Source organism: Granulicella sp. S156 (genome assembly GCF_009766105.1).
GTDB lineage: Bacteria > Acidobacteriota > Terriglobia > Terriglobales > Acidobacteriaceae > Granulicella.
The window spans coordinates 126,968-149,973 of sequence record NZ_LMUH01000026.1 but is presented as its reverse complement, the minus strand read 5'-3'; the positions used below and the strand labels follow the sequence as shown (position 1 = coordinate 149,973).

Annotated in this window: 26 protein-coding genes and 1 tRNA gene; 11 read left to right on the top strand and 16 right to left on the bottom strand. The window is 54.6% G+C overall.

What is annotated here, in order from left to right:
• Positions 1 to 37 precede the first annotated feature (37 nt).
• From GSQ91_RS22290 to GSQ91_RS22280, 3 genes are all read right to left on the bottom strand, one after another.
• The gene (locus tag GSQ91_RS22290) at positions 38 to 415 is read right to left on the bottom strand and encodes a nuclear transport factor 2 family protein (protein ID WP_254064827.1); all 378 of its coding nucleotides are present in this window, start codon (positions 413 to 415) and stop codon (positions 38 to 40) included.
• 123 nt (positions 416 to 538) lie between these two features.
• Positions 539 to 1,141, bottom strand: coding sequence for an NADPH-dependent F420 reductase (locus GSQ91_RS22285; RefSeq protein WP_158823967.1), 603 nt, complete (start codon positions 1,139 to 1,141; stop codon positions 539 to 541).
• A 150-nt stretch (positions 1,142 to 1,291) separates the two neighbouring features.
• Positions 1,292 to 2,026 carry an SDR family NAD(P)-dependent oxidoreductase gene (locus GSQ91_RS22280; RefSeq protein ID WP_158823966.1) on the bottom strand — a complete coding sequence of 245 codons (735 nt, stop codon included), beginning with the start codon at positions 2,024 to 2,026 and terminating at the stop codon, positions 1,292 to 1,294.
• 123 nt (positions 2,027 to 2,149) lie between these two features.
• Here GSQ91_RS22280 and GSQ91_RS22275 point away from each other — a divergent pair, with 123 nt between their 5' ends.
• The 5 genes from GSQ91_RS22275 (at position 2,150) to GSQ91_RS22255 (ending at position 6,077) form a co-directional block, all read left to right on the top strand.
• Positions 2,150 to 3,157: an AraC family transcriptional regulator gene (locus GSQ91_RS22275; protein WP_216845419.1), complete on the top strand. Its 1,008-nt coding sequence runs from the start codon at positions 2,150 to 2,152 to the stop codon at positions 3,155 to 3,157.
• Between the two features lie 148 nt (positions 3,158 to 3,305).
• A complete protein-coding gene (locus GSQ91_RS22270; protein WP_158823964.1) occupies positions 3,306 to 3,854 on the top strand; it encodes a carboxymuconolactone decarboxylase family protein in 549 nt (182 codons plus the stop codon).
• Positions 3,855 to 3,933: 79 nt separating this feature from the next.
• Positions 3,934 to 4,713 (top strand): helix-turn-helix domain-containing protein, encoded by a 780-nt coding sequence (locus GSQ91_RS22265; protein ID WP_158823963.1) that lies wholly within the window; start codon positions 3,934 to 3,936, stop codon positions 4,711 to 4,713.
• Positions 4,714 to 4,765: 52 nt separating this feature from the next.
• Entirely contained in the window at positions 4,766 to 4,924 is a 159-nt protein-coding gene (locus GSQ91_RS26320; protein ID WP_158824556.1) for a DUF418 domain-containing protein, read from the top strand.
• A 601-nt stretch (positions 4,925 to 5,525) separates the two neighbouring features.
• Positions 5,526 to 6,077 (top strand): TetR/AcrR family transcriptional regulator, encoded by a 552-nt coding sequence (locus tag GSQ91_RS22255; RefSeq protein ID WP_158823962.1) that lies wholly within the window; start codon positions 5,526 to 5,528, stop codon positions 6,075 to 6,077.
• Between the two features lie 157 nt (positions 6,078 to 6,234).
• Here the strand turns inward: GSQ91_RS22255 and GSQ91_RS22250 are convergent, their stop codons facing one another.
• From GSQ91_RS22250 to GSQ91_RS22225, 6 genes are all read right to left on the bottom strand, one after another.
• Entirely contained in the window at positions 6,235 to 8,097 is a 1,863-nt protein-coding gene (locus tag GSQ91_RS22250; RefSeq protein ID WP_158823961.1) for a M61 family peptidase, read from the bottom strand.
• 204 nt (positions 8,098 to 8,301) lie between these two features.
• Positions 8,302 to 9,255 (bottom strand): MBL fold metallo-hydrolase, encoded by a 954-nt coding sequence (locus tag GSQ91_RS22245; protein WP_158823960.1) that lies wholly within the window; start codon positions 9,253 to 9,255, stop codon positions 8,302 to 8,304.
• Between the two features lie 227 nt (positions 9,256 to 9,482).
• Positions 9,483 to 9,773 (bottom strand): ISAs1 family transposase, encoded by a 291-nt coding sequence (locus GSQ91_RS26315; RefSeq protein WP_158823959.1) that lies wholly within the window; start codon positions 9,771 to 9,773, stop codon positions 9,483 to 9,485.
• On the bottom strand, positions 9,718 to 9,999 hold the full coding sequence (locus GSQ91_RS26310; RefSeq protein WP_158823958.1) for an ISAs1 family transposase: 282 nt from the start codon (positions 9,997 to 9,999) through the stop codon (positions 9,718 to 9,720). The genes GSQ91_RS26315 and GSQ91_RS26310 overlap by 56 nt, the downstream gene beginning before the upstream one ends.
• A gap of 206 nt (positions 10,000 to 10,205) precedes the next feature.
• Positions 10,206 to 10,466, bottom strand: coding sequence for a hypothetical protein (locus tag GSQ91_RS22230; protein ID WP_158823957.1), 261 nt, complete (start codon positions 10,464 to 10,466; stop codon positions 10,206 to 10,208).
• 212 nt (positions 10,467 to 10,678) lie between these two features.
• Positions 10,679 to 11,647, bottom strand: a complete 969-nt coding sequence (locus GSQ91_RS22225; protein ID WP_158823956.1) for an alpha/beta hydrolase fold domain-containing protein — start codon at positions 11,645 to 11,647, stop codon at positions 10,679 to 10,681.
• Positions 11,648 to 11,755: 108 nt separating this feature from the next.
• On the opposite strand from GSQ91_RS22225, the gene GSQ91_RS22220 reads away from it, so the two are divergent.
• On the top strand, positions 11,756 to 12,403 hold the full coding sequence (locus GSQ91_RS22220) for a TetR/AcrR family transcriptional regulator (protein ID WP_254064825.1): 648 nt from the start codon (positions 11,756 to 11,758) through the stop codon (positions 12,401 to 12,403).
• 130 nt (positions 12,404 to 12,533) lie between these two features.
• Here GSQ91_RS22220 and GSQ91_RS22215 read toward each other — a convergent pair whose 3' ends face one another.
• The 5 genes from GSQ91_RS22215 to GSQ91_RS22195 form a co-directional block, all read right to left on the bottom strand.
• On the bottom strand, positions 12,534 to 13,208 hold the full coding sequence (locus GSQ91_RS22215) for a nuclear transport factor 2 family protein (protein ID WP_158823955.1): 675 nt from the start codon (positions 13,206 to 13,208) through the stop codon (positions 12,534 to 12,536).
• Between the two features lie 467 nt (positions 13,209 to 13,675).
• Positions 13,676 to 14,530, bottom strand: coding sequence for an SDR family oxidoreductase (locus GSQ91_RS22210; protein WP_158823954.1), 855 nt, complete (start codon positions 14,528 to 14,530; stop codon positions 13,676 to 13,678).
• Between the two features lie 114 nt (positions 14,531 to 14,644).
• Positions 14,645 to 15,103 (bottom strand): MarR family winged helix-turn-helix transcriptional regulator, encoded by a 459-nt coding sequence (locus tag GSQ91_RS22205; RefSeq protein WP_158823953.1) that lies wholly within the window; start codon positions 15,101 to 15,103, stop codon positions 14,645 to 14,647.
• A 345-nt stretch (positions 15,104 to 15,448) separates the two neighbouring features.
• Positions 15,449 to 15,739 (bottom strand): hypothetical protein, encoded by a 291-nt coding sequence (locus GSQ91_RS22200; RefSeq protein ID WP_158823952.1) that lies wholly within the window; start codon positions 15,737 to 15,739, stop codon positions 15,449 to 15,451.
• 18 nt (positions 15,740 to 15,757) lie between these two features.
• Positions 15,758 to 16,387, bottom strand: coding sequence for a TetR/AcrR family transcriptional regulator (locus GSQ91_RS22195; protein WP_158823951.1), 630 nt, complete (start codon positions 16,385 to 16,387; stop codon positions 15,758 to 15,760).
• Between the two features lie 159 nt (positions 16,388 to 16,546).
• On the opposite strand from GSQ91_RS22195, the gene GSQ91_RS22190 reads away from it, so the two are divergent.
• The 4 genes from GSQ91_RS22190 to GSQ91_RS22175 all read left to right on the top strand — a co-directional run bounded on the left by GSQ91_RS22190 (position 16,547) and on the right by GSQ91_RS22175 (position 19,295).
• Positions 16,547 to 17,752, top strand: coding sequence for an alpha/beta fold hydrolase (locus tag GSQ91_RS22190; protein WP_216845369.1), 1,206 nt, complete (start codon positions 16,547 to 16,549; stop codon positions 17,750 to 17,752).
• 76 nt (positions 17,753 to 17,828) lie between these two features.
• Entirely contained in the window at positions 17,829 to 18,377 is a 549-nt protein-coding gene (locus GSQ91_RS22185; RefSeq protein ID WP_158823950.1) for a carboxymuconolactone decarboxylase family protein, read from the top strand.
• A gap of 79 nt (positions 18,378 to 18,456) precedes the next feature.
• Positions 18,457 to 18,741, top strand: coding sequence for a WD40 repeat domain-containing protein (locus tag GSQ91_RS22180; RefSeq protein WP_254064878.1), 285 nt, complete (start codon positions 18,457 to 18,459; stop codon positions 18,739 to 18,741).
• Between the two features lie 179 nt (positions 18,742 to 18,920).
• Positions 18,921 to 19,295 carry a hypothetical protein gene (locus tag GSQ91_RS22175; protein ID WP_158823948.1) on the top strand — a complete coding sequence of 125 codons (375 nt, stop codon included), beginning with the start codon at positions 18,921 to 18,923 and terminating at the stop codon, positions 19,293 to 19,295.
• Between the two features lie 85 nt (positions 19,296 to 19,380).
• On the opposite strand, the gene GSQ91_RS22170 is transcribed toward GSQ91_RS22175, so the two are convergent.
• Entirely contained in the window at positions 19,381 to 19,653 is a 273-nt protein-coding gene (locus GSQ91_RS22170) for an Arm DNA-binding domain-containing protein (protein WP_158824553.1), read from the bottom strand.
• Positions 19,654 to 19,914: 261 nt separating this feature from the next.
• Positions 19,915 to 19,988, bottom strand: a tRNA-Gln gene (locus GSQ91_RS22165).
• Positions 19,989 to 21,405: 1,417 nt separating this feature from the next.
• On the opposite strand from GSQ91_RS22165, the gene GSQ91_RS22160 reads away from it, so the two are divergent.
• Positions 21,406 to 22,968: a protease pro-enzyme activation domain-containing protein gene (locus tag GSQ91_RS22160; protein WP_158823947.1), complete on the top strand. Its 1,563-nt coding sequence runs from the start codon at positions 21,406 to 21,408 to the stop codon at positions 22,966 to 22,968.
• Positions 22,969 to 23,006: the final 38 nt, after the last annotated feature.

Sequence of the window (23,006 nt, the reverse complement as noted above, 5' to 3'; positions counted from 1 at the left end):
GCGCACCCGCATAACGCACATTGCTTGGAGAGCGCGATCATACGACCGTCTCGGAGGCCCGCGCCAGGGCTTGCGTGTCGATGTACTCCTGGATTCTCGTCAACTTGCCGTTTCGAACGGTGATGTCGAAGACCCACTCGTCCTTGAACGCCCTATTCGTGGCTTTAATCTTCCCCGTAGCGACGCCGACAACCAGAACCCGGTCTCCCGCGCCACAAATTCGGGGGGGCTTTGGGTATGTCATCTCTACATCTTCCTTTGACTTCTGAAGCACACTCGCCAAACCCGCATGCCCTCGGTGCGTGCCGGCCAGCGGCCAGTCCTCGCCCGGAACGATCCACTCAATATCTTCGGTGACCAACGACAGCAGAGCTTGCTTGTCGCCGCTGCCCATGGCTTTAAAGAAATCCTTCACAACCAGGACATTCTTTTCGATGCTTATCGGAATCTCTCCTTTTCCCTTACATCAAGTGTGTCCGATCTAATCGGACGCTTCGGAACCATCCTTCTCGGGCCAAATCACAGGGTCGACGATCGATTACTGCTCCTTCTTGAACAAATCTTGAAAGATGAGGCGACCCCAAGTTTTACCGCGTGCGTGCACCAGCGCGCCACCCTCGTTGAACTTTCCGAGCTTGACGGGTGCGAACCCGAGTTGTTTGGCCAAATCTGCCACCGGAGGAATCGCGTCCTCCTCGTCACTCGACAGAAAGACGACCCGGTGGCCCCCCTCGACAACAGGATCGGTAGCCAAGGTGGCTGCAATCAGGTGATTGAAACCCTTCACGACCTTACCGCCGGTCAACGACTTCGCAACGAAGGCGGAGGACGGGAGACCGTCCAGTTCCTCAGGTGGGATTGGAGACGAGTTCATCGCGTCGATGACCGTCTTGCCTTTCCAGCTTGGCAGGACCTTCGCAACCTCCCGATGTTCCCCGAACGGGACCGCCAAGATGATGATGTCGGCCTCGAGTGCATCCTGTAGCGACTTGGCGACGACCGTGGGGCCAATCGCCCGGGCCTGGGGTGCCAACTCCTCGGGTGACCGGCGGCTCGCGACGGTCACGTCGATGTTTTTACGGGCGAAGGCGTGGGCGAGGGCCTGGCCGATCTTGCCGAATCCTACGATTGCATAGCTCATAATGTTTCTCCTATCCGTGTTGTTGTTGATTCCCAGCCTTCGACTGCGCGGGACATCAAATTCCGTTGTGTGGCAACCTTCCGTAAGGTCCCGCGGTAAATCACTTTGCGAGTGGCCAAAAGGTCAGCCATTGGCCGAGGTCTGCAGACGCTAGATGGCCGTCATGCCGCCGTCGACAAACAGCTCCACCCCGTTCACGAAGCTCGAGTCGTCTGAAGCAAAAAACAGCGCGACCGTCGCGACTTCCTCAGATTGACCCATCTTTCCCCGCGGGATTAGGGATTCAAAATACTGCTTCGCTTCCTTGGTGAGAACTGCTTCCTGCATTGGTGTGGCAATAGCACCGGGAACCAGCAGGTTCACGCGGATCTTTCTGTCCTTCAGTTCGTTGAGCCAAGTGCGTGCGAAGGAGCGCAACGCCACCTTGCTCGCCGCATACACGCTGAAACCAGGAAAACCTTTCACCGCAGCATTTGACCCGGTCATGAAGATCGATCCGCCATCGTTGAACAGCGGCAACGCCTTCTGAACCGTAAACAGCGTGCCGCGCACATTCAGGTTGAAGGCCGCATCGAAGTGCTGCTCGGTAATTTCGCCCAGTGGTACGGATTCGCCCGTACCGGCGCTCGCGAACAGGACGTCAATCTTGCCCTTTTCCCGCTTGACTGTATCGAACAGGCGGTCGAGGTCGTCGAGATTGGAAACGTCGCCGCGCACTCCAGTCACGTTCCGGCCAATCAACTTGACGGCCTCATCGAGCTGCTCCTGGTTCCTACCCGTAATGAAAACGTAGGCGCCCTCTTGAACGAAGAGCTTAGCGCTCGCTAGCGCCATGCCGCTCGATCCACCTGTGATGACTGCAACCTTACCTTCTAGCTTTCCCATAATGACTCTCCTTCGTAGATGTGTAGCATTGCGTACAGTGGAGTAGAGTTCTTTCGTGGTGGACGAGAACTGCTCGGGAGTCCTAAGATTTTGTCCATTCGTCCAGAAAGAGGGGGGCTTAACTTGGATCCGATAACAGACATCTTCAGAACGATGCACGTAACCGCTTTCGGTCAGCACAGGCTCGAAGCTACAGCCCCGTGGGGCTTGATACAGGAGAACCGGACCGAAGAAAAAGTCACGTCTTCCGGCAAAAAAAATTCACCCACAGATTTGGCGCACTTCACTATGCTGTCGCGCGGTAACTGCTGGCTCAGTGTCGAAGGCATTCCGGACCCGATTCCCCTCACCGGTGGCGACTGCTTCTTGCTGGCCCGCGACACTTCGATCGTCATGCGCGATAGCCCGCGAACACGTCCAAGGTCAACCTTCCGCGAAATCGCCGCTAAAGCCAAAAGCAATGTCGCTCATTATGGAGGTGGTGGCGCGCCGACGACGATCGTCTGTGGGTCCTTCAGTTTCGATCGCGCCAGCCTGAAGCCGATCACTCAGTTATTGCCGAGCTTCATTCTGATTAAGGCCGATCAGGCACGCACGCTTGCTCTTCACAACACAATGCAGGCGCTGGCATCAGAAATGGCAGAACAGGCGCCGGGATCTGGAGTCGTCGCGACTCGGCTGGCCGAGGTTCTGTTTATCCAGATACTCCGGGCGCATATCGCGTCCGGACCAGAACGCAACAAAGGATGGCTTCGCGCCGTTTTCGATCCTCAAATGGGTACTGCTCTTAGTGCCATTCACGACAGAGTGAATTCACCCTGGACGGTCGGATCCCTGGCCGAGGCGGCGGGCATGTCTCGCTCCGCATTTGCAGCGCGTTTTAAAGATCTCCTCGGACAAACGCCACTGGAATATGTAACCGAGTGGCGGATGCAGAAGGCGATGCAGTTACTACAACAGCGTGACAAAAAGCTCATAGACGTTGCTCGGTCGGTCGGTTACGAGTCCGACGCTGCGTTCAGTAAGGCGTTCAAGCGAGTTGTCGGGGCCAACACTGGTGAATACATCAAACGTGGTTTTGAAGGCCGCAGATCGCAATCTGACGTTTACTGCCTGAAGTTCAGAGTCTGATGGCTGATGCTTCCATGCATCACATAGTCGCCCTCAAAGCTAACGATTACCTGCCAGGTAATTGCTGCTCCTTTTGATTCGTCCGATAGTAGGAAAGTGATCGAAGAGCAGTATCCCTGCAACAGTCCAGATCACTAAGGAGAATCACATGGCAAAGTATCCGATTCACACAATTACTTCTGCGCCCGAGAACTCGAAGCAAGGGCTAGAACAGCTACAGAAGGCGTTTGGCGTCATTCCCAACATCGCTGGCGCCATTGCAAATTCGCCGAAACTGATCAATTCCCTCGTTGGCGTCTTTGCACAGGTTCATAGCAGCAGCTTCACTGAGCAGGAGATTCAAACCGTCCTCCTCACGGACGCAGTCGCAAACTCCTCTACGTATGCCGTTGCGTTCCACACGGGATTGGCAATCCAAGCAGGACTCAGTTCTGAAGAGAGTAGTGCGATTCGTGAGCGGCGCGCGCCCACGGACAAGCGGCTTGCTGCACTGTCAACTCTGGCAAAGACTCTCATTGAGAAACGCGGGCACTTGAGCGAAGAGGAGTTCGACTCGTTTATCGCTGCTGGCTTCACAAAGGAACAGCTTCTGGAAGTCATCTCCATCGTGGCAGCTTCGACAATCACAAACTACTTTGCGACAATCGCCAATCCAACCCTGGATGCCCCCTTCCAGCCGTATGTTTGGCTAGCTTAGAGAGTGGAGATCGACACCTCGCCAGTCGGCCACTGGTGGGGCTCCGCGATTTGGATAATTTTTGAAACAGGAGATCGAAATGGGAACGCATTCTACTCACGCACTTCCACCGCTCGGCGAGTTGCTGCGCCACTGGCGCCAAGAGCGCGGCAAAAGCCAGCTTGATCTATCGATGGATACCGGCATCTCGCAGCGGCATCTGAGCTTCGTCGAAAGCGGCCGTAGTGCTCCCAGCCGCGATCTTCTTTCTGTCGTTAGCGATGCATTGAACATTCCTTTGCGTGAGAGGAATGGATTGCTACTCGCGTCGGGGTACGCGCCCCAATACAGCGAACCGAGTATAGATACCGAGCAGATGGCGATCGTCACCGGAGCGATCGACCGGATGTTGAAGCAGCATGAGCCGCATCCAGCGCTGGTACTGGACCGGCACTGGAATGTGGTGCGAACCAATGAGGCAGCACCGCGCTTTTTTGGTTCATTTATTGATTTGGAAAAGAGACCAAAACCGCGAAATCTTCTCGATCTGATGTTCGATCCAGCCGGGATGCGACCGTATGTCGACGAGTGGGAGAAGGTCGCGGCCGGCCTACTGCAAAGGGTTCAGCGGGAGGCAGTAGGCCAGGTGCTCGATGCGGAGCTTCAAGAACTGGTTAAACGACTGCGGGAATATCCAGGAGCTGCAGAGTTGAAGCCGTCGCTTGCTCCCCAGAGCCCTGTACTGCCGATTACTTTTCGGCGAGGCAAACAACGCTTCTCATACTTCTCTTTGATCACAACCATTGGAACTCCACAGTGCATCACCGCGCAGGAACTGCGCGTGGAGTGCATGTTTCCGACCGACGCCAACGGCCTATAACAGCCCGCGAACTCGGAGTCTATCTCAGACGATAGCAGTCTAGGCTCTACAGCTGACTTGGTCATCGATTTGGCTGTCACGGTTCGAGATGGGGCCATTCGAATGGGCGTGGCGCTGCCTGACCTATGGCCGTTTAGTTCCTTTTCTGAAACTGGGACGAGCTCCCCTCAACCTAAACTATAGCGATGTCAGCGCAATGGACAGGGTGTGAAACGTTCCTTAGAAGTCGGGTTTTTCGACAACTACAATTCACTGTTGTTGAGAACAGGCCAAGACGAGTTTCCAGGCGGAGTGGCACTGGATTACTACTCGGTGATTTACCACTCATCGAGAAGGAGAGCCAATGGCTACCGAGTCGCTATCATTCGAAGGTAGCTAACGACAAGGGCGTTTTCTATGAGCAGGTCACTGGTGTCAAGGGTTTGCTTTTATCTTTTTCCTTCATAGTACTTTTGCTGTTGCTCTTGGTTTCGTTGCGCCGCATGTTGCTCTCCACCGGGTTTCTATAGGCACTCTGGATGAGCTGTCCTGGTGGAAGCTCGGTGCCGGTTGGGGTTCGAGAGGAGCGTCGATGCTGCCATTTCTCGGCCGGTCTCTAGGACCAAAACGCGCTCGCAGTCATCGGGACACGGTGTCGTCGCAACAGGTGACCATGGTGTCCGCGAGCACCGGACGACGGGATGGGATAATTACCGAAACCAAGACAGGGGCCGCTGTCGCGGGATTACGAGGCGGGGGCCCGAATTCGACCGCCGGGCTCTTAAAATGCATTTGCTAACCTGGGACTGTATACGTACTAATAGGTACAGGCCATGAACTCTCGTCAAAGTCTAGTGCAAAGCGCGCAGGAACTTCTCTGGGAGCGGGGCTATGTAGGTATGAGTCCGAAAGCGATTCAGGAACGGGCGGGCGCTGGCCAAGGGAGCATGTACCACCACTTCAAGGGGAAATCCGATCTGGCGGCAGAGGCAATCCAACAGAGTGCCGCCTCCTTTCGTGTTGGAGCTGACAAGTGGCTGAGTGGATCGGGTACGCCGCTTGAACGGATTCGCGGCTACATGCTGCGTTCCCGTGAGGTTTTGAAAGGCTGCCAAATCGGTAAGCTGACCCAGGACCCCGAGATCGCCGCGGATTTGGATTTGCGTCGCCCAATTGACGAGACGTTCGAATGGCTTCAACTCAAACTCAAGTCCGTCTTAAAGGAGGGGCAAAAGAACGGGGAGATTTCGACGGAACTAGACGCGGCCGAAGTGGCTGCGACGCTTATTTCCGTAATCCAGGGCGGCTACGTTCTGGCGAGCGCTGCTGCCTCTCCTAAGCCATTCCACCGCGCGATCCGTGGTGTTCTCAGCTTATTACGATGAAGCTTTCCGAGTAGCCGGCCAAGAATGAAGTGTTGTGTTGCTGACTCGAGCAGTTCCCGTATAGGTGTATAGCGAGCCACAGGTCTATACGCTGTTTTTTCCCAAGAAAAACAGCACTCGCAGGGATTCTCCACTTCACATCCATACGGGAACTGCTCTACCTGCTCATCGGCTGCAGAATTTCTGCGATCCGATCCGGTGTATTCGGGACACGCTCCAGCACGGGATGCCTTTGCCCACCGTGATAGTCAAGACGCAGGTCCGAGATTACGCCAGTATTGTCAACCTTGAAGTCGATGGGCGTCGTCGTCGTTTTCGCGGCATCTATTGCCTGCTGCAGAGTTGCTCGCGAGAATGGTTGACCGTTCACCGCAAGTATTTTCATCCCAGGGCCGAAACCTGCCTGATAGGCAATTTCGCCCATCAAGACATCGGAGATTAAACCGTCCGCTCCGATGCTCATGGCAAGAGAATACTGAAAGTCTTTGTCAGCACCTTCTTTGTAGACCAGCCTGTAGCCGGCTCCGGCGATGCCTTGAAGAGGTGCTTTTGACAGAGCGTGAAGGCGTTCGGTGAGGAAGCCTTCCCAGTCGTTCGGAACGACCTGATTCAAGCAAGCTACGATGTCGTTGAAGGAGTACGGAACAACTTTGGGGCCGGTATCCCCACCGAGGCCATGGAAGAGAGCCACAAAGTCGTTAAGAGATTTCTTCCCGTTCGACTTGTTGCGGATAGTCACATCGACATCGAGCCAGATCAAGTTCCCTTCGCTATAGAAATCAAAGCCGTTGAGACGCCAGTTATCGTAACTGGAATCCTCACTGCTCCAAAGCGGGTAGGCCATCGTGTCAACGTCGTCAAGATCCCTCCACTGCATACCTGGACGGCGATCATAGTAGGCAGCTTTCGATGCCAGAGCCTCCAAAAACTCTTCCTTTGTCCAGATGCCTGTTCTCGCGGTCATCACATTGGTCAGATAATCTGTCAGCCCCTCGTATACCCACATTCCGCTCGTAATCACAGGAGTTTGAAAGTTGGGTGTGGCGAGTCCTTCAGGGCGCCGATACTTGCCGTTCCAGCTATGAAGAAAATCGTGGATCGTGTAACTCTGCCATTTCTCATTATGGAAAAAATTCGCCGGACGCCGATTGTCTAGAGATTGGTGGTGATCGATCGCTGCGCCCGAGATGTTGTTCGAAAGCGTGATGAGAAAGCGATATTCGTCGTAGTGATGACTACGAAACAGTAACCCGGCCTGGCGAATCGCCTGGCTCAATTCATCAACTCGCGCTTGAGGGACTTCGAGGTCTTCCGGGCGATCCGCTACGATGTCGAGGTAATGTCTGGGAGAAACTTCAGGGGCAAGTGCGATCTCTCGGAAGTAGCGTCCGGAGATCATCGGGGAATCGACGAGTTGCTCGAGCGACACCGGCTGAAAGTTTACGACCGAACTGCTCGGCTCCATTACCCCCGCCACAGCTTTGAGTGCGGTGGCCGTATGCCAACCGCCTGGCAAGATGACCGTCGGGGTGACGGTGAGATTGGCAACTCGCGTACCCGGTCCGCTGTAGGGGTAAAGGACGACAGTGTTCCAGTCCAACACCGCGAGGTTTGCATCTGAAGATGCGAGGGCGTCCCCATTCTTGTCCGATGTAATGAAGTCGAATCTGACTTCGATGGAGCGGACTCCATTCGGAATGGTCACATGGTAGAGATACGGGTCGAGGGAATCACGCTTCCAGGAAAGAGCCTGGCCGACAACTCCGCTGCCATCACGGGCTTTAATGAATAGGCCTACCTGCTGCGTTAGGGGAGCGGGCTCATGCTCGTTGCGTATCCATTCTGGAAAAGCGAGGGTCAATGGCCCGTCTTGTACGGGAAGAATTTCCGTCGCATGAAGCAACTTACGTGGAGCGTCGCGCAGGTCCACCGAAAGACTTAGCGGCAATTGTGCCCGAGATTGGCAGGCGCTCACCACGAGCAATGATAGAAACAAAGGCTTAAGACGCACATGAAACATGAAACACCTCAACACGAGTGAATTGGTTTGCTGACCTTTTTGAACATGCAGCCGTCGAGAATCTCGAAGGAGAGTGTTGCGGAGCTGAGGAGCGGACGCATGGATCTAGTCCCTTTTTACTGTTGCTTATGGGGTGGACCTATTCCGTTCATCTGCAGATACTCTGAAAGCTATCCGTATTGGCAAAACGACGGGCACGGCAGATCATTTCAAAGGCTGCTGCGGTAGTTTCTTTAGGTGTCGAAGTTCCTCGTCCGTCTGCTGAATGCCGGGTCCGGCGAAGTCAAAAAATGCCCACTTACCGTAGCTTTCGCTCACCTGGGGCAATACCACTTTCAAAACGTTGGCACTGCTTGCCCCGTCTGCCTGTGCACGGGAAACCGCCTGACGAAGAAACACCAGGTAATCGCGAAAAGCTCGAACATCCGATGCATCCCCTACCTTTTCGCCATGGCCCGGAACGAACTTTGCTGAAGGGTAGTCGTGGACCAGCACGTTCAAAGTTTCAACCCACTCTTTGGTCGACGCATCGATCAAATTCGACAGCGTGTGATTCCAGAAAAGATCGCCACAGAAAACGACATTCGCCTGAGCATCGTAGATGATCGTATCCCCTCCGGTGTGACCAGGCATGAACCGCAGTACTTCGCCACGATTGATTCCGATATATGCTGTCGCGCCTTGTGCGTATGTCACATCTGGAAGATAGAAATTATCCACCCACTCCCGCTGCTTTGGCGTGATCTTCTCACCAAAAAACTTCAGGTTTTCTGTTCGCATCCAAGGGCGCACATTGTCTTGGGCCATAACAGTAGCGCCAGATTTTGCAAAGACTTCGTTCCCAGCCACGTGGTCAAGATGGTAGTGAGTGTTCACGACATACCGCACGGGCAAATTTGTCTTCTCTCTGATCGCTTCCAACATCTTCTGCGCCGCTGCCGAACTTTCAAATGTATCCACCACTAGGACCGCTTCTGGCCCAATCACAAAGCCTGCGTTTGAACCGGCTAGATCTGGCTTGGCCGCCGAGTTATCGATCGCCGCCCAAGCTCCGGACCCCAGGTCCCGCAATGAAAAAGGCGTCGGGCTTTGGCACGCTGCACTCAAGCACAGAGAAGCGCACATAGCGTATCCAGCAAGCACAATGGAATTCTTCACAGATGTCACTCGTGGTGTACGAATCGAACCGAGTCCCAAAGATGTACTCATTAGCCCCTCGCTTGATCTCTAAACACTATTTTACATACTAGTAGGTACAGTGACCGCAGTAAACTAGACGTTGAGGCTACGAATGCTTTCCACAGCCACGACCGTCTGCAAACCAGGCCAGTCCAGCATAGGCTCCAGCAGAGCGGCCTCAGGACAGACGAACATTCTGCGCCTCACTACACGGCCATGGGTGTCATCGAGGCTGTCCCACGCCAGCCGGTGGAAAGCACCAAGGGCAAAACAGGTAGCGGCGCAGTGTTGCTTGACGGCGGCAAGAACTTGCCCTGATTGGCTTTGAGCGTTACTAGATAGTCCGCGCCACGCTCCAGGATCTTGCTGGCGATCACTCGTTGGCAGCCCATCGCGTCCAGCGTCACGATGCTCCGCTTCAGATCCAACGTGTCGAGCAACTCAGGGATGGCTGTGATTTCGTTCGATTTGTCGTCGACCTGGCGCTGCCCGAGCACCAACCCCCCGTTCGCCGGCCCAGGCGCTGACGATATGCAGGGGGCCCTGATCGCGGCTACGGTTGAAGGAGCCGCGGACGGTCTTGCCGTCGATCGCGATGGCCTCTCGATCTGGGCTCTCAGCAAAGGCCTGGGTCCAGGCGGTGAAGCGACTTTCGAAGTCCTTCGGGTCGATCAGCATAAAAACACACCGGAACGTGTCATGGGCCGGAATGCCGTTGGGCAAGGCTATCAATTATCAGAATTATCGATGGGAAGCTAAGATCGCGGCGAGAATGTAAACAACAAACCCAGGCACTGAGAATAGAGTTCGAATGACGTGGAATCGAATCCATTGTGCTCGCATTTGTGCCCATTCGCGCGGTGGATTCACGATCGACCAAGACTTGATCTGATGGTTGATGCGGACACATGTGGGTAGGGCAATCGCTATTACGAGGGCATAGCAGACTGCACCTGCTGAGGCAAGTTGCCGGAGATCGAATGGATACCATAGATCACAGCAAGAGCTATCCCACCCGCCACAGAACCAAAAACCACGATCGGCATGTAGGGATCGAAAGTGTGGTTTGTATGCTGGTGGAATTCAATATAACTAGAAACCGAAAGCCGGGACATCGCGCGTCCTAGTCCTATCCAGTTAACGATCAAACCGCCGGTTGCGAGTGCGGCGAAGAAAAGAACGATCAGCACAAATGACGTTTCCACAGTTCAGTTGTCCCCTTTTATTCGGGAGCATCAGCGGTCAACCAATGCTCCGTTTGTGCGGCCAATTCCGACAGGAGTTCGTCGACTTTACGACGGGGAAGTCTGGACTGATAACCAATCCCTCTTAGGGACACCATCATCGCCCTCCCACACAGCGGCACATTCAGATTTTTCGGAATGTGCCCTGATGACTCCTCTTACCGTTGAGCTTCCGTGTTGGCGAAGCGTTCGATCAGAAACTCTCCGATAAGCTGAAGTGTCTTGGTGGAAGCTGCCAGGCGTCCTATGCTTCCCAGGTGTCCATGCACCATCCCTTGCCAGACGTCCAGCCGGGCATCGACTCCGACAGCCACCGCCCGCTCCACCAGGCGGACCGAATCATCGAGTAGAACCTCGTCGGTGCCCACATGGACCCGGATCGGGGCCAGACCCTTGAGATCAGCATAAAGCGGTGAGGCGAATGGGTCTTCCGGACCATGTGCATCCAGATAGGAACGCACCAGTTCGGCGGCTTGCGGCCGGGTGAAGAATGGATCGGCATCAGCCTGTGTCGACCAACTGTCTCCCGAGAGAGCCAGATCCGTCACTGGCGAAAGCGCCACTCCTCCAACAAGCGCCTCACTGCCAGAAGCCTTGGTTGCTGCAAGATACACAAGCAACTCAAGCGCGAGGTTTCCGCCAGCGGAGTCACCCGTAATGGCGATCTTCGAGAAGCCTCGCTCGATCAGACTGAAATAGCAGGCTCGGATGTCTTCTGCAGCTGCAGGAAATGGATGTTCCGGGGCAAGCCGGTAGTCGGGCACGAAGGTCGCTACGCCGGCACTGACAGCGATATGTCCTGCCAAATGACGAAACGCTTGTGCGGAGCCCCAGCCGAACCATCCGCCATGGAGGTGCATCACCGCTTGGCCGGGCCGCGCGGTTTCGGGTCTGCACCACCATCCCGAAACACCTCCAACACGGTCAGCCTCGTAGACTACGCCGACCGGGGCAGAGACGTGCTCCATGATCGCGTCGAACGGAACCCGAGCTGCAATCCCTTGAAGCTTGCCTTTGTTGGGCTCCACCATGGCGCGCATGGCGGCCATGGCTGCCCGGTCCTCCGCGGTCAAGGTATGTTGCACCAGCCACGAAGCTGTACTGATATCTTCCCGAAGTGTCTGCATTGTTGTTCCTCCCTGAAGCATCTGCACAAAATTACTTATACTTTACTAGACGTAAAGGAAAATTTAAGGATTCATTTCTTTTTACGTGTCGTTCAGGTAAGTTGAGGTATGCCAAGGGCGAAGTCCAAAGCGGTCCATCTGGGAAGGCCCCGCAGCGATGCGGCCGTCTCTCATGCTGAGATATTGGACGCCGTCTCGGAGTTGCTGAAAGAAAAACCCGCTCGCGATCTGACCATGGATGCCGTCGCAAAACGAGCAGGTGTCGGAAAGCCGACGCTGTACAAGTGGTGGCCCTCCAAGGGCGCCCTCATCATGGCCATGTTCCACGATCGGTTCAATGCCATCCTCGAAGTGCCGGAAGCGACTTCGGCGGAAGAGGCATTGCGGACGAGGGTCAAGCACCTCGTCGCCCAATGCAATGGCTTGTTCGGAAAGGTCGTCGCCGACTTGATCGCTGAGGGCCAGGCAGATCCGTCGATCCTGAAGGAACTCTACGAGAGCCACATCCGCCCGAGAAGAGCATCCACCGTGGCAGACATTGAGCGTGGAATCGCGTCCGGCGAATTCCTAGCCGCGACAGACCCGGAACTTCTACTCGATGCGATTGTTGCGCCGATGTATCTCCGGCTTCTGCTCCGTCACCCCGCACTGACGGAGCAGTACGGGAAGCAACTGATCGATCAAGCGCTCCTCGGCATCCGAACTCCTAAGTGGAGACCCGGACGACGGGGCAAACGGGACGCTCGTTCAGCCTAGAATCGGCAATTTAGAGTAGGCTTGCGCTCACTCAGTGCCAGCGCTACGGAGACTCGATGAGCGAGTACAGTCAGTATGGAGTGACCGGCGCCGCTACGCTGACCGTGGGTTGAAGCGCTTGCTCACGTGCCTAATGCTGACCCGGGATGACTTTCGTCCAACTCACGTCACTGCTCTCGTCGCGATTGACGAATCCCATAATCTGTCCACTGGCATCTCGCTGGAAGATCTTCCTATATCTGGCTTGTCCAGAAACAAACCAGACGTCGCGCACCTCAGGCTTCAACTCTTCTTCCTTGGCTCCACCGCGGCCTCCGAGGAGCCGATTTCCTTCACGACGGATCACATAAACAGCCGTCCCTGCCTGGTAAGTTCCTACAAGCTGATCCAGATCCGCAGGGGGCAAAGTGATCGCAGGCGGGTCGACCCTCAAACGGTCAATGTCAATGAGGCGGAGCTTCCAATCGGTACCGATCTGCTGCCATACCTCTGTAAAGAGCAGGTGACTGTTCTTCGTCACCCGACCTGGTCTCTCCGGTACATCATCCAAATGCACGACTACCGCTGTATCGCCTTGGCGGTGCATGTCATAGGTTCGAATGATGAGCGGAGCAGCCCCATCTTCTTCCAGTTCGTTTAGGAGCGCTTCACGCCTAAGAATGTCTCCGTCTTCGATGTACATGAAGTCAGGCGTAGTGGCATTTGCCCACGCGCTGCGATCACCGCGATGCACCGCGTTGAGGAGCAGTTCGTCCTTAGCACGAAGCTTTGCAGCGAGCTCGCTGTCCGGTGATTGCGGCTGCAAATACAAGAAATTTCCCAAGAGAGCAAGAGCAACCAGTTTCATCGACAACCAAACCTTTCTGTCTTCATCCGGTAAGCAGAGGTTTGCAGAGCCCCGGAGAACGGCTTTGTACTTGTGCTTTATCGTTTCAATTCCCGAGGTGTGGTCTACAGCAGAGCAGACCCGACGATAGCAGTGTGTCATGGCTTCGCAGGCGCGGTCCAACGAGTCTCCGCTGCACTCCTATACGAATGAAGCGCCAGCGAAAATGATGGAGGTACTCCTTGTTGGCTACATGCAGAGTCACATACACGCCGGCGCGCCATCCATAGTGACCGCAGAGGTCTCAATCCAACATGCCTGCGGCTTGCCCGATGGACTCTGAGCTAAAGTAGAGGCTGTAATCGATAGAATTGCGAAAGCTGCCAAAATAGTCTTCACGCTAGGCTCCTTAGGTCGTTGTGGCTTCATTAGCTCAAAGTTGGCGCTCAGGCCTGCAGCGCAAGTTTGATCGCCTGAGAGAAGCTAGTCGTGTCTCTGCCGATAAGGTTAGCCAGATCACGGGAGGAACTATCCAGATCCCCTTTTGACGACTTTGAGTCGGTATCAATGACGACGTCAACGATCATCCTCGGCAACCCAAAGCTAAGCAGCGCAGCTTCATACTCGGCCGGCATCACATTGTTGTAGACCACAGGCCGACCAGCCTGCTTCGAGACCTCCTCTGCAAATTCGTACATTGAGAAGGAGTGGTCTCCTGCAAGTTCATAGGTTTTGTTCTCATGACCAAGCTGGGTAAGAACCGTAACCGCTGCACCTGCATAATCTGCACGCGAAGCAGAGGCGAAACGGCCTTGACCTGCGCAGCCCATGATAGCGCCATGGGTAAGTGCCGAAGCGAGAGCTCCAGTGTTGTTCTCCAAATACCAGCCGTTGCGTAACAGCACGAGCGTGAGGCCAGATTCTTTCAGGTACTCTTCAGTTCGCTTATGCTCGGCCGCAAGAAGCATCGTGGAGGCGTCAGCACGCAACATGCTCGTGTAGGCTACCAACTGCACACCTGTTTCCTTCGCAGCATCAATCACGGCTTTGTGCTGTCTGAATCGTTCGCCCGGCACTACCGCAGAGATAAGTAATAGCTTCTCAATCCCTGTAAGAGCATCAGTCAACGTTTCGGGACGATCATAATCCGCTTTCCGCACCTCGACCCCCAGGTCGAGCAAAGCGCCGGACTTCTCTGGATCTCTGACCGCGGCAACGATCTGATTTGCTGGAATTTTCTCTAAGAGGCCTTTCACAACGAGTTGGCCCAGGTTTCCGTTTGCTCCTGTAATGGCGATCATTTTATGTTCCTTTTCTGCTTTGGAAAGCATTGTTATGGTCTGTCTCAGCAAGGACGATAGATAGTGTCCGTGCAACGGTTTATCGTGATAACAAGTATTGGATTAAAAAAAGGCTCACTCTTCGTTTGCTCTCACTTCTTCCAGCGACGAGATGAGTGACAGCAACCGCGTCTCCCCTAATCTGCCCATAATGGCGAGCATCGCGTTGCGCATCGGCTTCTGGGTTTCATTCAGCAGTGTGGCACCGTTCAAATGAAGCATGGTCAGAACAACCCTGCGATCGTCGGCGGATCGCTGACGTACAACCAGCCCCCTGCGTTCCATGCGATCGAGCAACCGAGTGATGTCCGGATCTCTCGCTATCATTCGTTCGGCGAGCACGGAGCACGTAATGCCTTGATCTCCTGCTCCACGCAGGATACGGAGCACGTTGTACTGGGTAAGCGTCAGGTCGAACTGTTTCAATACAGCATTCAGCTTCTGCTGAATCACCTCCGCTGTGCGCAAAACATTCAGAGCCGCCTCGCCTTCAGTTGAGGCGAAGTCTTTGGTCTGCCGGATTTCTTGCTTCAACTTTCCCGCCATGTAATCAATATTACTCGTTATGACGATTATCGTCAAGTTCAAACGAAATCCATCATGGAGAGGGGTCGAACCCAGGCTCCCTACAAACCTCAAGCAACTGCCCACTCCTACATCTACGACCTTGACGAAAGGCTCGCGTCCTGGAGCTAAAGATCCAACGCTTCCGCTCTTTCTCCCATGACCGGGCATTCCACGTCCGACCGGTCTGGTCTTTCTCAGACAGGAGACGAAAGCATTTGGCTACGAAGCCGAGCGACGCGAGAACGCCTGCACGCTGCGGTTCGATGTATGGGGAATTGGACCGTAAAGCGAGAGGAACTGGAAGCTGCGTTTCTATCGGGTCGGCGCTTTGTCCGTGTTGATCACCGAGCCCGCTTCGCGGCAGGTTGCGAGCACTATGCCTCGCAGCCAGCGATGCGCCGGATCGGCGTCGAGACGCGGGTGCCACATTTGTGAGACCGTGATCGCCTCGGTTCCGTCTCTTCTACGTGTTCTGAAGTCTCCGGTTGTACCAGAGCCTTCCGTCACTTCAAAGAAGCCAGTATCCGGGGTGGAGTTCGCGGCGGTTCGTAAGGCATGAACCTCCATCGGAATCTTGCCCGGTACGTGAGCGGTGCTGCGCACCGGGTAAAAGTTGCCGGATCACCCCTCTGGGGCAGACCACCTCTGGACGCTAACATCCGCCAGCGCCTCGAATATAGCCGGCGTGCGTTCCAGGCGGGCGATCGTTCGCGCGCCTTCGAGGGCGGCTACCAATGCGGCTGCGGTAGAGGATGCACGCGCGGGAGCGAAACCGCACCCCCTAAAATGCTCCGCAATAATCTCGGTTGAATCAACAAATCCGCGCGCTACTCGTTTGGTCAGCTCAGCGTCGAGCGCGGGCAGCTCATTCGCCAGATTTTGCATGAGACATCCGTACTGGAAATCAGAGGCGACCATTTCGGCCGCGAATGTGGTGAAAATCTGATGAACGAAATTCAGAGCATCACCCGTCGTATTCGCCGAGATATTCCGCAAAACAGCAATTCTCTTCGCAACGTATTGATCGATTGCTTCTTCTGCGAGCTGTGTCTTGCCGCGTGGAAAGTGAAAGTAGAACGATCCCTTAGGCGCACCGCTTTCTTCAAGGATCTGGATCAATCCAGTCGCAGTGTAGCCCTGGATGCGAAACAATCGTTCGGCCGTGGCAATCGCGCGAGTTCGGGCGTCAGTCTTACGTGGCATACCGTGAACATAACAAGTTTCGCTTGACATTACTAGGGCGATCACCATACTATGGTGATCGACATAGTAAGAGTCCCGGCGATGCCCAGTAATCAGTTAGTTTTCAAGCCATCGACGTCCCGACGAGCCTTCTTAGCGATGGGCGCGGCCAGCCTGGTCGCGGCTTCACTTCGAACGGCCCGCGCAAACCCAATAGGAGGAACGGATATGACCATATCAACGTATGGCGAGGGAACGCTTCCCAAGGGAGTTCGCTCCCGCATGATCCATGGGGTCAACGGCCTCGATGTCCATGTTCTCGAGGGCGGTTATGAAACCCCCGGCCGGCCGCTCGCGCTGCTTCTGCACGGCTTTCCGGATCTGGCTTACGGCTGGCGACACCTGATCCCGATTCTGGCTGAAGCGGGGTACCATGTTGTGGCGCCCGACCAGCGGGGTTTTGGCCGCACTACCGGTTGGGTGAACAGCTATGACACCCCGCTCGAGCCCTTCGGCCTGTTGAATTTGACGCGCGACGCCCTCGCGTTGGTTTCGGCGTTGGGGTATCGGCGTACGGCGATGCTCGTCGGGCACGACCTGGGCTCGCCCGTGGCGGCCTATTGTGCGCTGGGCCGGCCTGACGTGTTTCCCTCGGTGGTGCTGATGAGCGCACCGTTTCCCGGTCCGCCGGCGCTTCCGTTCAACACCTCGGACAGCGAGGCATCGCCGGTTGGACCGAACACTGACAATCAAAAGTTGGCGGTCGCGCTGGCGGCACTCGATCCGCCGCGAGAGTATTACCAACAGTACTTGAGCTCGCGGCAGGCGAATGATGACATGTCGCACCCCCCTCAAGGTTTACACGCGTTTCTTCGTGCATTTTTCTATGTCAAGAGCGCTGACTGGCCGGGGAATCAGCCGCATCCGTTGAAGGCACGAACCGCCGTAGAACTTGCACAAATGCCCACCTATTACGTCATGGATCTCGGCAAGACGATGCCCGAGACCGTGGCTCCCTTCCAACCTTCCGTCGCCGAGGTGCTGGCCAGCAAATGGCTCACCGAGCCGGAACTTGGGGTGTACACGGAGGAGTATGGCCGCACCGGGTTTCAAGGCGCCCTGCAGGCTTATCGCGTCTACTCCGATCCTGACCTAACCGCTAAGTTGCGCCTGTTTTCGGGCAAGACGATCGATGTCCCGTCGCTCTTCATCGGCGGGAAGAGCGATTGGGGTACCTATTCGGCGCCGGGCGCGCTCGATCTGATGAAGACGAAGGCGGCGACGAGGATGAGTGGCATCGAGCTGATCGACGACGCCGGTCACTGGATCCAACAGGAGCAGCCGGTTCGGCTCAGCGAGCTCCTGCTCGACTTCATCAAAGAGGTAGGTGGGGCGTCGGTTCGGGATGACCAGCATCAATTCCCTGCGGGGTAATTGATGCAGCGTCGATCCGAGATCAGTAATAGTAGTCCAGATTTTCAGGTACAGCCAAATCACTAAGGAGATTTCCATGTCAAACTATCCGATTCACACGATTGCCTCAGCACCCGAGGGCTCGAAGTCAGGGCTCGAACAGCTACAACAAGCGTTTGGAGTTATACCGAATATAGCCGCCGCGATTGCAAACTCGCCGAAGCTCATCAACTCCCTTGTTGGCGTATTTCAGCAGGTACACAGCAGCAGCCTCACTGAACAGGAGACTCAGATCGTTCTTCTCACCGACGCAGTCGCAAACTCATCCACATATGCCGTCGCATTCCACACGGGATTGGCACTCCAAGCGAAAGTAAGTTCCGGCGAGACCAATGAGATCCGTGAGCGACGCGTACCGAAGGACAAACGATTTGCTGCACTTTCCTCGCTGGCGAAAACGCTCATTGAGAAACGCGGACATTTGAGCGACCAAGAATATGATTCGTTCCTCTCCACCGGCTTCACGAAGGAACAGGTTCTAGAGGTCATAGCCATTGTCGCGGCCTCAACGATCACAAACTACTTCGCGACCATCGCCGAGCTGCCGCTAGACGACGCCTTCCAGCAATATGCCTGGCGAGGCTAAAAGCAAAGACCGAATGACGGCAAGTCGACCACGAGCGAGGCTCTCTCGTCCGGTTTGGCTTCGAGAGGAAGAGATCGTGATGGAGCACAACTCAACGGTTTTCACTGCCGTCTACTCTCCTGATGGTAAACAGATCGTGACTGCCAGCGACGACCGTACAGCGCGGCTGTGGGATGCTGAGAGTGGACGACCGATGGCCATATTTGGCGAGAATATGTGGCAGGTTACGGATGCTAATTTCTCCCGCAACGGACGAGAAATCTTGACCGCAAGCCTAGACGGTACGGCAGCAATCTATCGCATCCGGTTCGATGAGATTCTCTCTTGGGCGAAGAGGAGCCAGCCGGTGGAACGGGGGAAATAGAGGATCGAAAGGATCATAAGCACCAGTCTTACTGGAACATTTACCCAACCGACTCGACAACGCTGCCCACATTTAGGGAAACTGCCATTGAAGAACGAATAGCCTCAAGCGCTACTAACGTATAGAGGATTATCCTTGAGTAGTAACGTGCACTATTAAGGGTTCCTTTCCATCGGCAGATGCTATCCATCAATGTCAGCAGTCCGGACGCGTCGGCGACAGATACGGCTTCGCCGATGGAACGGCAGGTATTGGAATGGTTGAAGTCCACTCGTCTTTTCCAGAATCATGGGAACTCGCTTGAGTTGGTGGCGCAATTCCATATCGGCGAATACCTTCAACAGCTCGATCCAAGGTATACCCACCCGGCCTGGAAGACTGATTTCTTGCTTCGCGTTCCAACAAAGTCTGGCCGTGCCGTCCAGATCATCATCGAGTACGACGGATTTGAGTACCACTTCAACGATCATGACAAAGTTCATGCTGGCAACTTCGATCAGTACATGACGGAGTCGGATGTTGCGCGGCAAAAGGCCCTGGAAAGCTACGGCTAACGACCGCCGCATCCCCTGGGACCATGGACAAGAAGAAGCCCATGAGCAACAACACGCTCCTATATGCGCTCTACAGGCTTGCATATCAAGGCCGAATGCTGCTATCAGTCTCACGCTGGAGCGCCTTGACTTCCTCTCGCTTGGCTTCGGCCTCGGCTTTGCGTTCGCCCATCGGATTGATGCCGGCAGCCAGTAGTTTCTTCGCAGCTAAGTGAGGTTCACGGGCATCTTTTGGGCCGACAACCGGGTGTTCTCCAAAAGACATATTCTTCTCGATGCCATCGAACCGATACCGCCAAAGCCAGAGCTTTGCGCCGGACGGTTTGACGATGAGACATAGTCCACCGCCATCTGCCAGTTAATATTTTTTGGCCCGTGGTTTTGCGTTTTCAATTTCCTTGATAGTCAGTCCATAATGAGCCTCTAAAGTGTGGGTTTTCTCGATCCCACACTTTTGCTCACCGTACCCCACAATAATCCCCCCAGAAAAGTCCGGCTGTAGCCGCACGTCTTCGGACGCGTTCGCACACTATTTTCGCGTAAGTCCTTGTAAAACAAGAACATCCTCGCGTGCGAGGATGTTCAGGGAAGTACGAAGAAGTTCGGTTTTGATAGGTATTGGTTGCCCCCCAGGGATTCGAACCCCGATTGGACGAGTCAGAGTCGTCAGTCCTACCATTGAACGAGAGGGCAAAAAACAGGTTGTAACGGCAGCCGCAGGCTCGGCGGGAGCCACAATCAGCCGCCTCTGCAAGTGTACGAGGGTATGGGCGGTGAGGTCAACCTCGCGCAGTATTCGGTGGTGTCCGAAACGAAATATGCGGTGATGTCCAGTTTCCGTTCTTTCGCCCGTTTGTTGCTAAAAAGTTCGACACAAGAGGGTATCCGGTGAGACACTTCCGGGCATAGGCAGACTGCACACCATGGGAGAAGGTATTTGAAACCTTCTGCCACAAATTCGGCGAGTTTTCATGACAACAAATCTCTGTTCGCAGCGGGCTCGCGGGATTCATACCCGTAGCAACTGATCCGTCGAAAAACCGTCACCGTTTCAACGGTGAAAGAAAATGTTCTTGACGTAGTGGAACCTTATGGTTTTATCCTTGCTGCACTTGTTATCTGGCACCTGGGACGCACAGCCCACTTGTTGCATTTGGAAGATCAGGAAGAGATCGACATGTTGCGGACAGCTTCCGCCGCAGTTGCACCGTGACCCCGCCTACGCCTCTGGCTGGCACCGATGCTTCGCGAGGATGACTTTACACATCACTTAAGCAGATCTACTAGTGAAACTACCACGATGAATAAGTTGCTCTATATGACAACCACCTCATCGACTGCATTTTTGAAAAATGCACCATTTTAAAAATCAACGGAAATTACAAATTTCAAGATGCTCCAGCCGAAACCAGGCGCAATTTTTTGATGGTTATCGCGACTGGCATCGAATAACTCAGCACATTCTTTTTCGAGCACGATACAAGGACTCTTCTACCAGGAGAGCTCGCAAGTATTTTTCCGCTCAAAAAACTAAGCCACGATAAATATATGCATTCCAGCAGTTAAGCCACTATTAGCTTCACTCTTCGACGCATGTTTCAAAAACTACTCTGCATTCGATAATGCAATTGGGTGCGCTTTGCAGAGCCACATTGTTTTTGTGGCGATAAAGACCTGATCTCATTTTTCCCAACCATAGTTTTCAAAACACCATGGCACTTACATTATGAGCACCTTCTCCCGGGTAATTCTTCGCAGGTAAACCATTAATTGCAAAAAACAGCTTTTTAAAAATCTATTGCAATAACCAGTGACACATAACTTGTGATACGGTAACTCCGACGACTTGCCATTTGAAGTTCGTCAATAACAAACATACTTACTCGCCAATCCTAGCTACAACTAGATATCTCTCACTACGCCTGGAGTTTTAGGCCAGGCTTCACAAGATCCTTAAAGGGGCTCTGTTATGAAGAGAGTAATTACTAGAAGTGCATTTTCCGCAGCAATTCGTCCTTCTCGTTCCATTCTGTTCTCAATCATCGCGGTTGGGCTAGCTGTAACGACAGCATCCCAGGCGCAATCTGTATTGACTCGTCATGTACGAGAAGTGGCTAGCACCGGTGAGGCGCGGGCCATTGCGCAACTTCCCGCAGACCAGGTGATGAACCTGGATATTGTTCTGCCGTTGCGCAACCAAGCGGAACTCGAAAGTTTATTGAGCGATATATACGATCCGAATAGTGGATTGTACCGACACTTCCTCACCGTACCAGAGTTCACGACAAGGTTCGGACCCAGCCAGGCCGATTATGATGCCGTTATTCAATTCGTGAATAAAAATGGCCTTACGGTCGTTGGCGGTACCCGTGACGGTATGGATGTGCAGGTCAAAGGTCCTGTTTCAGCCGTCGAGACTGCTTTCCATGTAACTATGCGTACGTACCAGCATCCCACCGAGGATCGCACCTTCTATGGCCCGGACAACGAGCCCACAACTAACCTGCCATTCAACTTATGGCATATCTCCGGTTTGGATAACTACTCCATTCCGCACACGATGTTAGTTAAGAAGAGTGACTACGCGAAGGCCCATGGTATTTCGCCAGAGGCGGTCGTGTCCCACGCTACTACCGGCTCCGGCCCTTCAGCTTCTTTCCTGGGCAGCGACATGCGCGCGGCCTACTATGGCGGAACAGCCCTCACCGGCGCCGGTCAGAACCTCGGATTGTTCGAATATGAAGGCACCGACCTGGCCGACTTGACCACGTATTTCAAGAACGTTGGTCAAACTAACAAAGTGCCTGTCACCCTCCTCTCCACGGATGGAACCAGCACGAGCTGCCTGAACTCGGCTGGCTGCGATGACACCGAACAGACGCTCGACATGACCCAGGCGATCGGCATGGCTCCAGGGCTGGCAAGTCTGGTGGTATACGTTGGATCCACCGACACCGCGATCATCAGTTCCATGACGACGCACAATCCCCTGCCGACAACCATTGGCTGCTCGTGGGGCTGGACGCCGGCAGACCCCAGCACACTTGACCCGTACTTTGAGAAGATGGCCGCTCAAGGCCAGAACTTCTTCGCGGCGTCCGGCGACAGTTCTACCTGGTCCTCGAGCAATGAGGCCTGGCCAGCGGACGATGCGTATGTCGTTTCAGTCGGCGGTACAGACCTGACGACCTCAAGCGCAGCTGGTCCCTGGAAGTCAGAGACCGCATGGGCAGATAGCGGCGGCGGCATCTCACCGGACAAAATCGCGATCCCCTCGTGGCAGAAGCTCTCGGGCGTGATCACCTCAACCAATAAGGGTTCGACAAAATATCGCAACGGCCCGGACGTATCGGCAAACGCGAACTTCACCTTCTATACCTGTGCCGATCAGACTACCTGCCTGGCAAATGAGTATGGGGGCACCAGCTTCGCCGCACCCATGTGGGCTGGTTTCATCGCGCTGGTCAACCAGCAGTTGGTTGCCAACGGCGATTCAACCATCGGCTTCATCAACCCAACCATCTATTCGGAAAATATAACTTCCACCTACAGCACGGACTTTCACGACATCACCAGCGGCAAATCCGGCAGCTATTCAGCTGAAAAGGGCTATGACCTGGTGACCGGATGGGGCAGCCCGAATGCCGGTCTGATCACTACACTTGCTCCCTAGCACCATCGGGATCAGGTAACGGAACGGTGATGATGCAA

What these genes read in the sequence shown, in the direction of transcription:
- GSQ91_RS22175 (WP_158823948.1), top strand. Translation starts at nt 18,921, where the DNA reads ATGCTATCCATCAATGTCAGCAGTCCGGACGCGTCGGCGACAGATACG.
- GSQ91_RS22185 (WP_158823950.1), top strand. Translation starts at nt 17,829, where the DNA reads ATGTCAAACTATCCGATTCACACGATTGCCTCAGCACCCGAGGGCTCG.
- GSQ91_RS22225 (WP_158823956.1), bottom strand. Translation starts at nt 11,647, where the DNA reads ATGCAGACACTTCGGGAAGATATCAGTACAGCTTCGTGGCTGGTGCAA.
- GSQ91_RS22280 (WP_158823966.1), bottom strand. Translation starts at nt 2,026, where the DNA reads ATGGGAAAGCTAGAAGGTAAGGTTGCAGTCATCACAGGTGGATCGAGC.
- GSQ91_RS22210 (WP_158823954.1), bottom strand. Translation starts at nt 14,530, where the DNA reads ATGATCGCCATTACAGGAGCAAACGGAAACCTGGGCCAACTCGTTGTG.
- GSQ91_RS22250 (WP_158823961.1), bottom strand. Translation starts at nt 8,097, where the DNA reads ATGTTTCATGTGCGTCTTAAGCCTTTGTTTCTATCATTGCTCGTGGTG.
- GSQ91_RS22220 (WP_254064825.1), top strand. Translation starts at nt 11,756, where the DNA reads ATGCCAAGGGCGAAGTCCAAAGCGGTCCATCTGGGAAGGCCCCGCAGC.
- GSQ91_RS22190 (WP_216845369.1), top strand. Translation starts at nt 16,547, where the DNA reads ATGACCATATCAACGTATGGCGAGGGAACGCTTCCCAAGGGAGTTCGC.
- GSQ91_RS22255 (WP_158823962.1), top strand. Translation starts at nt 5,526, where the DNA reads ATGAACTCTCGTCAAAGTCTAGTGCAAAGCGCGCAGGAACTTCTCTGG.
- GSQ91_RS22180 (WP_254064878.1), top strand. Translation starts at nt 18,457, where the DNA reads ATGGAGCACAACTCAACGGTTTTCACTGCCGTCTACTCTCCTGATGGT.
- GSQ91_RS22265 (WP_158823963.1), top strand. Translation starts at nt 3,934, where the DNA reads ATGGGAACGCATTCTACTCACGCACTTCCACCGCTCGGCGAGTTGCTG.
- GSQ91_RS22195 (WP_158823951.1), bottom strand. Translation starts at nt 16,387, where the DNA reads ATGGTGATCGCCCTAGTAATGTCAAGCGAAACTTGTTATGTTCACGGT.
- GSQ91_RS22285 (WP_158823967.1), bottom strand. Translation starts at nt 1,141, where the DNA reads ATGAGCTATGCAATCGTAGGATTCGGCAAGATCGGCCAGGCCCTCGCC.
- GSQ91_RS22270 (WP_158823964.1), top strand. Translation starts at nt 3,306, where the DNA reads ATGGCAAAGTATCCGATTCACACAATTACTTCTGCGCCCGAGAACTCG.